General features: G+C 35.6%; 9 protein-coding genes. 4 read left to right on the forward strand and 5 right to left on the reverse strand.

Going from position 1 to position 12,542, the window contains the following annotated elements; translation table 11 throughout:
• Positions 1-26: 26 nt before the first annotated feature.
• Together ABJ955_RS05185 and pyk are read left to right on the forward strand one after the other, a co-directional pair.
• Entirely contained in the window at positions 27-518 is a 492-nt protein-coding gene (locus ABJ955_RS05185) for an IPExxxVDY family protein (protein ID WP_347373538.1), read from the forward strand.
• Positions 519-1,949 carry a pyruvate kinase gene (pyk, locus tag ABJ955_RS05190; protein WP_347373539.1) on the forward strand — a complete coding sequence of 477 codons (1,431 nt, stop codon included), beginning with the start codon at positions 519-521 and terminating at the stop codon, positions 1,947-1,949.
• Here the strand turns inward: pyk and ABJ955_RS05195 are convergent, their stop codons facing one another.
• On the reverse strand, positions 1,950-2,711 hold the full coding sequence (locus tag ABJ955_RS05195; RefSeq protein WP_347373540.1) for an SH3 domain-containing protein: 762 nt from the start codon (positions 2,709-2,711) through the stop codon (positions 1,950-1,952).
• Positions 2,712-2,759: 48 nt separating this feature from the next.
• On the reverse strand, positions 2,760-3,863 hold the full coding sequence (gene dinB, locus ABJ955_RS05200) for a DNA polymerase IV (RefSeq protein WP_347373541.1): 1,104 nt from the start codon (positions 3,861-3,863) through the stop codon (positions 2,760-2,762).
• A 50-nt stretch (positions 3,864-3,913) separates the two neighbouring features.
• On the opposite strand from dinB, the gene ABJ955_RS05205 reads away from it, so the two are divergent.
• Positions 3,914-4,390 carry a CYTH domain-containing protein gene (locus ABJ955_RS05205; RefSeq protein ID WP_347373542.1) on the forward strand — a complete coding sequence of 159 codons (477 nt, stop codon included), beginning with the start codon at positions 3,914-3,916 and terminating at the stop codon, positions 4,388-4,390.
• Positions 4,391-4,548: 158 nt separating this feature from the next.
• Positions 4,549-6,636: a M4 family metallopeptidase gene (locus tag ABJ955_RS05210; protein ID WP_347373543.1), complete on the forward strand. Its 2,088-nt coding sequence runs from the start codon at positions 4,549-4,551 to the stop codon at positions 6,634-6,636.
• Between the two features lie 114 nt (positions 6,637-6,750).
• On the opposite strand, the gene ABJ955_RS05215 is transcribed toward ABJ955_RS05210, so the two are convergent.
• Genes ABJ955_RS05215 through ABJ955_RS05225 form a run of 3 tightly spaced genes read right to left on the reverse strand, consistent with a single transcriptional unit; the run spans position 6,751 to position 12,542 of the window.
• Positions 6,751-8,148: an efflux transporter outer membrane subunit gene (locus tag ABJ955_RS05215; RefSeq protein ID WP_347374363.1), complete on the reverse strand. Its 1,398-nt coding sequence runs from the start codon at positions 8,146-8,148 to the stop codon at positions 6,751-6,753.
• A gap of 40 nt (positions 8,149-8,188) precedes the next feature.
• Positions 8,189-11,386, reverse strand: coding sequence for an efflux RND transporter permease subunit (locus tag ABJ955_RS05220; protein ID WP_347373544.1), 3,198 nt, complete (start codon positions 11,384-11,386; stop codon positions 8,189-8,191).
• Between the two features lie 16 nt (positions 11,387-11,402).
• A complete protein-coding gene (locus tag ABJ955_RS05225; protein WP_347373545.1) occupies positions 11,403-12,542 on the reverse strand; it encodes an efflux RND transporter periplasmic adaptor subunit in 1,140 nt (379 codons plus the stop codon).

Below are 12,542 nucleotides of genomic sequence, written 5' to 3' on the forward strand. Positions count from 1 at the left end.
AAGCAATAACAGGATTAAAATCTTCCATGGCAAATCACAAATTACTTATTGAAGATGATTTTGAAGAGCCATTTACACTCATTGCAATACATTCTGGGGAAGAAGATTATAAAATTGCATATTTAATTAATAAATATCTTCACACTAGATTTCAAAGAAGAAGAGTAGATATTGATTATCCTGCAAATGGCTTAATGATTACGTTTCCAATTTTCGATTTTATAGACGAGCGAAACTTCAATCAATTTTACCTCGTTGCCAATAAATGTAGAACCACGGAAGCAACTTTACAAAGTTCAGACGGATTGTTTTCAGAATTTAATTCAGAGAAAGCTACAAATCATTATTTGCTTCCTGAGTTTAAAAAAGTAGATTATTTTCTGAAAATATATTCAGATTTTGAAAATATATCATTGCGAAACTTTGTTTCAGAAATAAATAATATAACACAAATTGTTTCCGCTTATACGGTAGATACAGACACTATAAAATCTAAAAACAATTTAATATTCGATTAAATGTCAAACAAAAAAAGAACAAAAATAGTTGCTACGCTAGGCCCTTCAACCTCAAGTGAAGAAATTCTAAGACACATGATTTTAGAAGGAGTAGATGTTTTTAGAGTAAATTTTTCGCATGCAGATTATGCTACTGTAAAAAAGAATATAAAAACCATCCGAAAACTTTCTGAAGAACTAGATATACACGTCGCTATTTTAGCAGACCTTCAAGGGCCAAAACTGCGTGTAGGTATGATGAAAGAAGAAGTAGTTGTACAACCAGGTGATGAACTATTTTTCTGTACTGGTGATGAGTTTGAGGGAAATCGTGAAAAAGTCTATATGAATTATGACAATTTTCCGATAGATGTTCAAGCTGGAGAACGTGTACTTTTGGATGATGGTAAACTTATCTTTGAAGTACTTGAAACAAACAAAAAAGACTCCGTAAAAGTTATGGTAATTCAAGGTGGTCCTTTACGTTCTAAAAAAGGTGTAAACCTACCAAACACAAAAATTTCGCTTCCTGCATTAACCCCAAAAGATAAGGAAGATGCCATTTTTGCAATCACACAAAATGTAGATTGGTTTGCACTCTCCTTTGTGCGCCATGCTGAAGATTTAAAAGAGCTTCAAGCCTTGATTGAAGCACATTCAGAGTATAAAATACCCATCATTGCAAAAATAGAAAAGCCAGAAGCGGTTGAAAACATTGATAAAATAGTTGCTTATTGTGATGGGCTAATGGTTGCCCGTGGCGATTTGGGCGTTGAAGTTCCAGCGGAAGAAGTTCCACTTATTCAAAAAGAGTTGGTGCTAACTGCAAAACGCGCACGTATTCCAGTAATTATTGCAACCCAAATGATGGAAACAATGATTACCTCCCTTACCCCAACACGTGCAGAAGTAAACGACGTAGCAAACTCGGTAATGGATGGTGCAGATGCTGTCATGCTTTCTGGTGAAACCTCCGTAGGTAATTATCCTGTGGCGGTTATTAAAACCATGACAAAAATTTTAAAGAGTGTTGAAAATTCTGAATTAATCAATGTACCCCAACAACCGCCACAAATAAAAACAAACCGTTACGTAACAAAATCTATTTGTTACCACGCAGCGCATATGGCTAATGAAATTGAAGCCCAAGCTATTTGTACATTAACAAATAGTGGGTATACAGCTTTCCAAATTTCTGCTTGGAGGCCTTCAGCTTTCATTTTGGCTTTTACCTCAAACAAGCTTATCCTTGCACGTCTAAACTTGTTATGGGGCGTAAAAGCATTTTATTATGACAAATATGTGAGTACCGATGAAACCGTTGACGATGTAAACAGAATTGCTTTTGAAAAAGGGTATGTCCACAAAGGGGATTATCTGATTAACCTTGCAGCCATGCCGATTGTGGACAAAGGGATGGTAAATACGCTGCGGGTTACACAGGTAAAATAATTAATCCGCTACCTCAACTTTTTCAAGTTTCATATTATTTGCATCTTTAGTAATAGTTACCACATACCCAAAACCAGTTGTTTTGTAGTTATACACTATTTTTTGAAGTTCGTTTTCATTTCTTGAAATTTGAAGCTCGCTGATAAAATCGGTTTTCTTTTTACTTCTACTCTGCTGGGTTTCATTGTTGGCGCCTTTTGGGTTTGGAAAAGCAAATTCTTTTGGAATATTAAAAAGTTGTTGCGCAGTAAAAAAGGATTCATGCCATTTAGAGGTAGGTAAAATAAGCGTTTCTGTTTTTGTGGGTTTACTTACTGAACCTCCTGTCGCCTCCGAATATATTACATTCGGAAAATCTTTTTTAAGTTCTTCGGCATAGTTTTTTGCCAAAGCATCTTCTTCGGGAGGGAAAAATTTCGACATAAAACCATTAAAAGCAAATCCTTTTTTATTATTGAATTCAACCTCATCCATTGCGCCCTCAATGCCGCCCACATTCATCGTCGCCTTTCCTTCAGAGGTCACAATTTTTAATTTTGTCCCCAAAGGCATTACGGCTAATTTTTCACTTTGTAAATTAGGATGTTCCCGCAAGGTTAAACCACTTACAGCAGTTACGTACATTGCTTTTGGGGTTACTGCTACGGGAATAGAATCTGTTACAACCGCCTGAATTTCTTGGTTGTTTTTGGCATCATTATTACAGGAGGAAAGAAAAATTAAACCTGCAAGTGCAATAATAGAAAAGGTTACGGTCTTCATAATTTGGAGTTTTTAATTAATAATAAGCTAAGTAACTTTTTCTCATATTTAAAATTCAAGTTTAAGTTGTACGTCAATAGATTCTCTTGCAACTACCTTTTTCTTAGGCGTTTCGTTGTTAAGGTTCGATATTGAAATTCCCAACAATCGTACCGATTCTTTCATTTTTTCTTGAAATAACAAATCTTTAACTATCTCTAAAATCAACTCTTTAGAAGCAATAAAAAGCGGGAGTGTTTTACTTCTCGTTTGCAATGAAAAATCGCTGTATTTTATTTTTAAAGTTACTGTTTTTCCAGCAAGTTTGCTTCGTTTCAATCTATTTTCAACTTCAGTGGCAATTTCTTTTAAGCGTTCCATCATAAAAATTTCAGATGAAATATTTTCTGAAAAAGTATGTTCTGCAGCCAATGATTTTTGTGTGCGGGAAGGTTTTACGGTACTATTATGAATTCCGCGAACCACATTATAATAAAAATCACCACTTTTTCCGAAATGTAGATGCAAAAATTCTAACGGTTTTTCTTTTAGATCTTTTCCCGTAAAGATCCCCAAGCGGTACATTTTCTCCTTAGTAACTTTTCCTACGCCATAAAATTTTTTTACGTCCAGTATTTCTAAAAAAGGGATTACTTCTTCTGGTCCAATCGTTTTTTGTCCATTAGGTTTATTAATATCACTGGCTATTTTTGCTACAAATTTGTTTACCGATATTCCCGCAGAAGCATTTAAACCAGTTTTCTCCTTTATTTTTTGTCTTATTTCAGTGGCAATCATTGTTGCGCTGGGATTGCCTTTTTTGTTTTCGGTTACATCCAGATAGGCTTCATCTAAAGAAAGCGGTTCCACCAAATCTGTATATTCAAAAAATATATTTCGAATTTGTTTTGAAACCTCTTTATAGCGATCAAAATTTGTTTTCACAAAAATTAATTCTGGACAAAGTTTTCGTGCCATTGCACCACTCATCGCGCTTCGAACACCATATTTTCTGGCTTCATAACTTGCAGCACTCACTACGCCGCGTGCAGATTTTCCACCAACAGCAATAGGCTTTTCGCGCAATTCTGGATTGTCTAATTGCTCCACAGATGCATAAAAAGCATCCATGTCTACATGGATTATTTTGCGTAAGTGAAGCTTTTCTTGCATCTTGTAAATTTAATATCTTTAAGGCAAGTCTCACACTTTTTAAAATACCAATGCAAGAAATAGAACGCAAATTTTTAATTACTTCCGCAGCTTTCAAAAAAGAAGCTCATAAACGCACTAGAATTGTGCAAGGTTTTTTAAATACGCATCCCGAACGAACGGTTCGCGTCCGAATTAAAGGGGAAGAAGGTTTTATAACAGTTAAAGGAAAGGCTAATAAAGCGGGGCTTTCAAGATTTGAATGGGAAAAACAAATTTCGTTGCTAGAAGCCGAAGAACTTCTGGGGCTTTGTGAACAAGGAAGTATCGAAAAAACACGGTATGAAATTTTTTATGGTGCCCATACTTTTGAAGTAGATGATTTTATGGGCGAAAACAAGGGGTTAATTATAGCAGAAATTGAATTAAAATCTGAAACTGAATCATTTTCCAAGCCAGATTGGTTAGGAAAAGAAGTTACTGGAGATGTAAAATATTACAATTCCCAGTTAAGTAAAAATCCTTATAGAAGTTGGCTGCATGATTAAACTTATGGAGCTAATTCTTAGTTGAAATCCATTCAGAAAAAACATTTAAAATGGGTAAAACAGCACAATTGATTAAAAAAATTAAAAATATTTTAAATATTTAGAGTAATGTTTAATATATTGAGACCAAATTAACTTTTCTAACAAAATCTATTTCAATGAAAAAAACGTTACTTATGGGTTTATTCCTAAGCTTTTGCTTTATAGGAAATGCTCAAGATTATCTCGCCGAAAATTATGTAAAAATCAAAAATGTTACTTCTGATGGGGTATTAAAATTTGTCTCTTTTAAAACAAATTCAAACATACCCTTAGCCAAAGGTACGATGTTGCTTCAAGAAGTTTTAAAAATTGAAGGAGCCAATACCCTAGAAAAATCAACTACAGAAATGGATGTTTTTGGCGCGCAACATGATATTTACAAACAGTATTTTAATAGTGTCGAAGTAGCTTATAACTCTTATAAAGTTCACTCAAAAAACGGATTTATTACATCTATAAATGGAACTTTTTCAAATATTGAACTACCTACTACTATTGCCAATTTAAAATCAAGTACCGAGGTATTAAGCCTCGGATTAAACAATCTAGGCGCAAGTTATGCCGTTAATATAGGTGAAAATATAACTGGAAAATTATTAGTATTACCTAGCTTGTTTTCTGCAAATAATGAAGATCGTTATGCGTATGTGTACAAACTTGCTTCATCTACTTATGGTATTGAAGAGGTTTATCTAGACGCACTTTCTGGAGAGGTTTTGCTGAAGGATGCATTAATGATGACACATGCCTCTGCCCCACAAACAGAAATCACTGAAGCACAGATTGATTATGTACTTCGTAAATCACAAAAGGATTTGTTGTTTAAAAAATCTGATGAAAGTAGCTCTTTCCTAGATACTGGAACAGCTGAAACGAGATATAGTGGAACCAAATCTATAGAAACAGTACAAAACATATTTAATTACAATTTAACAGATGAAGGGAAAGATATCTATACAAAAGATATACTACACACGGACCCTCTTGTTGTACAATTAATGGCTGTATTAGGGGGTATGGGCGCTGTTGATGTGCTCAGCGCAGAATTTAAAGACGATGATAATAATTGGACTACTGCAGAACACAGTGACAATAAAGATACTGCGGCACTCGATGTACATTGGGGAATAACGCAAGTTTATGATTTCTTTTTAGATAGGTATAATCGTGATAGCTTTGATGGTGCGGGAGCAAAAATTAGAAGCTACGTTCATGTAGGAAATGAATATATAAATGCCGCATGGCTTGGCCTTAGCGCGAATGAAGGTGGCATGATATACGGCGATGGAAATTATGATGAAACCACTGGTACGGGAGCTTATGATGCTTTGGTTTCGTTAGACGTTACTGCACATGAGTTAGGCCATGCAATTGATGGTGCCGAAGGTGGTTTGGTTTATCAAAGAGAATCTGGAGCTTTAAACGAAAGCTTTTCAGATATCTGGGGATCGGTTGTAGAATTTCATGCTGCTCCCGAAAAAGAAAAATGGATTATGGGAGAAGATTTTGTGCTTGTTGCCCCACGAGGAATTAGATCTATGGACAACCCAAAATTGTTTAATCAACCCGACACCTATTTAGGTCAATTTTGGAAAGATGCAACCACTGCTGGATGCCCAACGCCCGATTCTACAAATGACAATTGTGGCGTACACACCAATTCAGGAGTGTTTAATTATTGGTTCTATTTATTGTCTGATGGAGGAAATGGCACAAACGACAATAATTATGACTATGATGTTACAGGAATTGGAATTGAAAAAGCAACAGATATAATATATGCTACTGAAACTTCGTATGTAGAGTCTGGATCTGTTTATGAAGATGTGAAGAATTATACCATTGAAGCCACTATTCAACTTTATGGAGATGGTTCTCCAGAGGTCTTAGAAGTAGAAAAAGCATGGTGTGCCGTTGGTTTAGAAACAGCCTTTTGTGATCCAACAGCTGGAGTTTCAGATTTTGGTGCAGCTATTTTCAAAATTTACCCTAACCCTGCAGATAGTGAATTAAATATAAGCTCATCTAAGGTGGCTAGTGGAACATTAAGTTATACCATTTCAAACACAATTGGGCAGCGTATTCAAAGCGGAAAAATTTCGAATAATAAAATTGATGTTTCCAGTTTAGTAAAAGGAGTTTACATTCTTTCATTGGAAGGACCAGATAGCGGAAAATACAACCATAAATTTATAAAGCAATAAGCTTTAGTTTAAGGTTTTTATTCACGTATTACAAAAATTGAAGTACTACAAAAAAACTGCCCCAACTAAAAATGCTGGGACAGTCAATCAATCAACAAAAAAAATATGAAAAAATTATTTCCAACCTCCACCCAAAGCTTCGTATAAATCTACGATGGATTGAAGTTGGTTGTATTTTGCATTCACCAAATTAAGGCTTGAGTTTAACGCATTTTCTTGAGCCGTTAAAACTTCCAAATAAGTAGCCATACCATTATCTAAAAGTTCTTCAGAGTAGGTTGTTGCCAAATTATATGCATTAAATTCTTTTTCTCTAATTTCAATTTTTTCAGTTGCAGCTTTATAACTATAAAGCGCATCGGAAACTTCTTTACTTGCAGTAATCACAGCTAGGCGAAAATCTAAATATGCTTGTTCTTGTTGCGCCTGAGACACTTCGTAGTGGGTGCGTATTTGACGTTTATTAAAAATTGGTTGCGTCAAACCACCTATAACTGTTGCAAATAAGGAATTGGCATTAAAAAGTTTATCAAATTCCAGGTTTTGTATGCCTCCCGTAGCTGAAAGTGTTATGGAAGGGTAGAAACTTGCGCGAGCAGCGTTGGTAAGCTCAAAAGCATTCATTAAATTATATTCAGCAGCCATAACATCTGGACGATTTCGAAGCAATTGCGTGGGGACACCTGTGTTAAGAGGTGCTTCAATAACTTGGTTTTCTAGGTCGCCACGGGGTATTTCTTGTGGAGCACTCCCCAAAAGTATGGATAAGGTGTTTTCCAATAAACGAGCTTGGTTTTTTAAATCGATTAAAATTCCATGGGCGGTATATAACTGCGCTTCCGTTTGTTTTACACCTACTTCAGTTACATTTCCAGCCTCTTTTAAAGCTTTTGTGGTTTCCAAGCCTTTTGAACGTGTTTCAATGGTTTTTTCAGTAAGCTGAATTTGTTCATCCAAAGCCACTAATTGGTAGTATACAGAAGCAATATTTGCAACTAATCTACTTTTTACAGCTTGATGTGCGGCAACGCTTTGTAAATATGTTGCTTGAAAAGCTCTATCATTACTACGTAATTTGCCCCAAATATCTGCTTCCCAAGAAAGGCTTCCACCTAATTCATATTGTGTTAATTCAGAAAACTGAGCTCCAAATTGACTTCCTTGAGAAAATTGTTGATGTGTTACTTTCGCATTTCCATTTAATGTAGGAAGATAACTTGCCTTCCCTTGTTTTATATATGCTTCAGCCACTCTAATTTGTTGAAGTGCTACACGAATGTCTATATTATTTGTAAGTCCTTCTTCAATATATCCTTGAAGAATAGGGTCTGTAAACAATTCTCTCCAAGAAACTGTAGCAAGTGTTAAGGTATCCTGCGGAAGGTTATCTGTTCTGTAATTAGCTTCGTTCACTACTTCTGGGCGAGCATATTCTTTTGCTGCAAAGCAGGATACAAGTAAAAACGGAATACTTGCTAATAACAGTAATGAATAGATTCTATTGGTTTTCATCTGTTTTATTTTAATGTTTTTTATGTCTGAAGAAAAATATCTAGTACCTGTTTTCATCAGTCTTAATTTTATCAGTATCCATTTCAAGCGCCCTGTTTTTTTCAGAAATTTCTATCGAATTTGAAGGAGCTCCTGAAACTTTTTCCTGTAACCATTGGAAAAGGATGAATAGGATAGGAATTACAAACACTCCTAAAAGGGTACCTATTAACATACCGCCAGCTGCACCTGTACCAATAGAGTTGTTACCTTCAGCACCAACACCTTTTGCTAATACTAACGGCATTAACCCAAGTATAAAGGCAAATGAGGTCATTAAAATTGGTCTTAAACGGGCTTTGGCACCATGAATGGCTGCATCCACAATCGACTCTCCATTTTTACGACGTTGGAGCGCAAACTCTACGATTAATATGGCATTTTTAGCGAGTAGGCCAATAAGCATGATCAGAGCAATTTGAAAGTAGATATTGTTTTCTAATCCAAAGAGTTTTGTACTTATATAAGCGCCAAAAACACCAAATGGAATGGAAAGCACCACCGCAAATGGCAATAAATAACTTTCATATTGCGCACTTAATAAGAAAAACACAAAGAGAATACTCAATATAAATATAAAGGTTGTTTGATTTCCTGCATTAACTTCTTCTCGTGTTAAACCAGAATATGCAACGGTATAATTACTTGGTAGTTTTGCCACTTCTTCTTCAATAACCCTAATGGCATCTCCGGTACTAAACCCATCATTTGTAGCACCCGATATCATTGTTGAATTAAACAAATTAAAACGTGTTACCGATTGTGGACCATAAACCCTTTTAAGGTTTACAAACTGTGTAATTGGAGTCATTTCCCCGGAATCTGTGCGTACATACATATTATTCAAGGCATTTGCATCTGCTCTATCATCTGGTAAGGATTGTATGTAAACCCTAAATTGTTTTCCAAATTTTGAAAAATCAGAGGCATAAACCCCTCCAATATATCCTTGTAGAGTTGAGAAAATACTATTTATAGGCACCCCTTTTTCTTTCGCTAAAGGCACATTAACTTCCATTTCATATTGAGGATAATTTGTATTGAAAGACGATTGTGCATATTTAATTTCTGGATGCGACATTAACGCTGCTGCAAATTCTTTGTTTGCCGTATCTAAATCTGTAAATTCACCACCAAACTTATCTAATAAATTTATTTCGAACCCAGCAGAGTTACCAAAACCACGAATACTCGGTGGGGAGAAGAAAATAATATTAGCTTCTGGCATTGTTGATACAACGCCAAACAATTTACCTGTAATAGCCTGTACTGAAAGTGAAGGAGCTTCGCGTTCGCTCCAATCATCTAGTTTTATTATTCCGAAGCCGTAATTACTACCTGCTCCACTTATTAAACTACGTCCTTTAATAAAGTTGACACCTACAATACCATCAATACTATTTATTTTTCCATATAAATCTCTTACCACTGCGTCTGTTCTATCTAAAGAAGCACCAGCAGGCAATTCAATATTTGCGAAAATAATCCCTCTATCTTCATTAGGTACAAATCCTGTTGGAGTTGTTTTTGACGCATAAAATATCCCTACAACTGCCAATACTAACAATAAAGCAGGTACCCATTTTCTTTTGTATAAAAACTGAAGTGATTTTCCATAGCGTTCTACTGTCGCATTAAAACCGCGGTTGAAAAGTGTATAAAAGCGCTTTAATGGACTTTTTCCTTTTAATTCTTCGTCATCTTTATGGGCTTTTAAGAATAGGGCACATAAGGCAGGGCTCAATGTTAATGCGTTAACTGCTGAAATAAGAATTGCAATAATTAGAGTAACACCAAATTGCTCATAAAATACACCTGTTGGTCCCGATACAAAAGTAACTGGTATAAATACAGCTGCCATTACCAAGGTAATAGAGATAATAGCTCCAGAGATTTCGTTCATGGCTGTTAGCGTTGCTTTTTTAGGGCTTTTTTCACCTTCATCCAGTTTCGCATGCACTGCTTCTACCACCACAATAGCATCATCAACCACAATACCAATGGCGAGCACTAATGCAAAAAGGGTTAAAAGGTTGATGGAATACCCAAAAACACTGAGAAAAAAGAAGGTTCCTATAATGGAAACTGGTACTGCAATTGCTGGAATTAAGGTAGAACGGAAATCTTGCAAAAACAGAAATACAACTAAGAATACCAATAAAAAGGCTTCTAATAGTGTGCTTATAACTTTTTCAATTGAAGCATTTAAAAACAGACTTGTATCATAAGGCACAAAAATGCTTAATCCTTCTGGAAGATCTTTTTCTACCGATTCTAAAGTTGTTTTTATGTTTTCAATAATCTCTCTTGCATTCGATCCTTTGGTTTGAAAAATTCCCATAAACACCGCTGGGTTGCCTAAACTCATAGCGTTTGCAGCGTATGATTGTGCGTCTAACTCTATAGTTGCCACATCGTTTAAACGTAGAAATTCACCATTACCTAAGGCCTTAATTACAATATCACCATATTGTTTTTCATCTTTAAAGCGTCCACTATAAGTTAATGAATACGAAAATGCTTCCCCGTTATTTTCACCCAAAGATCCTGCTGCTGCTTCTAAATTTTGTTCTTTTAAGGCCGCAGTGATGTCTGAAGGAATTAAATTATACGCTGCAAGCTTTTCAGGCTTTAACCAAATTCGCATTGCATAATCTTGGCGTGAGAATACACTAACATCTCCCACACCACTAATACGTTGCATTGCCGGAATAACATTTATTTTTAGGTAATTCTGAATAAAAGTAGCGTCATACGCTTCATTTTCAGAATACATAGAAATAAACATCAAGGCACTTGTTTCTTGCTTTTGTGTGGTGACCCCTGTTTGAATAACCTCTTGCGGTAGTAAAGGGTTTGCCCTTGCTACACGGTTTTGCACGTTTACAGCAGCAATATCTGCATCTATTTTTTGATCAAAATAAACTGTAATTTCGGCGGTTCCTGTGTTGGATGCTGTAGAGGTAATATAACTCATCCCTTCTACACCATTAATCTGTTCTTCTATTGGAATAATTACACTCTCTAAAACAGTTTCTGCATTGGCTCCAGTATATGTTGCTGACACCTTAATTGTTGGGGGGGCAATATCTGGATATTCCTCTATAGGTAAACTTGAAATACTGATTACACCAAGTACAACTATAATAATAGAGATTACTGTTGAAAGAACGGGTCTTTCAATAAATGTTTTTAACATAATGACAGGGATCTAATTAATTTTTAAATAATGTTTTGATAGGCTTAATTATACTATCATAAGCAACTTCTTGAGGGGTAATAGGCATATCGTTACGTAGTTTTCCTACACCTGAAACAATAATCTTGTCTCCTTCATTTATCCCAGATTCAACGACATACAAATTATCTATTGTTGCTTTTACTTTAATTATCGTTAGTGAAACGGTGTTGTTTTCATTAAGCTTAAAAGCCATCACATTTCCTTGTTGTTCGTAGGTTGCTTCCTGCGGAATTACGATTGCATTTTCATATACAACAGGGATTTGAACCTTTCCGCTATTCCCATTCGTTAATAACTGATTTGGATTGTTGAAAATAGCTCTAAAACTAACGGTCCCCGTATTTGGATTAATTTGCCCCGAACTGGTTTCAATTTTTCCTTTTTCAGAATAAGGCATTCCATTGGCAAGTATCAAAGTAACTTCAGGGTAATTCGCAATTTTTTCTTCTAGATTTTTCCCTGCGGTATTTTGTAGGAAGTCTAAGTAATCCGATTCATTTAAACTAAAAAAGGCATACACCTGGTTAATGTCGCTTACTGTTGTAAGTGGTTGTTGATCATTCGGACTAACTAAAGACCCTTCTCTAAAGTTAATAGCTCCTACATTTCCATTCACAGGGCTTTTTACCGTTCCATAATTAATATTTGCAGCAATACTATTATAACCGCTTTTTGCCTGCTGAAGCTTTGCTTTTGCCGTTTCTAATTGCACGTTGCTGATAATGTTTTTTGCGACCAAGGGCTTAAGCTTGTCAACCTCAACCTGAGCGGCATTAACATTTGCCTTTGCTGCTGCTGCATCTTGACTTAATGACTGCGTTTCTAAGCGAAAAAGCGCTTGCCCCTTTTTTACTTTCTGCCCATCATCCACAAGAACATCTGTTATATAACCTGAAATTTTAGCTTGTACTTTACTGTTTACAACACCTTCAATACTTGCAGGGTAGGTTGTATATCCCGTTACGGTTTTAAGTGGAATTTGAACCACAGGTAGTGTTTGTGCTGGTGGAGTTCCTTTTGCTTGTTGTGCACTTTTATCATCACCACAGGATGAAAATAGAAGTAATATTCCTAAAATAAATGGAAGGGAGTAGATTAAATTTTTCTTTTTCAT

This window comes from Aequorivita sp. Q41 (assembly GCF_039831855.1).
Lineage (GTDB): Bacteria > Bacteroidota > Bacteroidia > Flavobacteriales > Flavobacteriaceae > Aequorivita.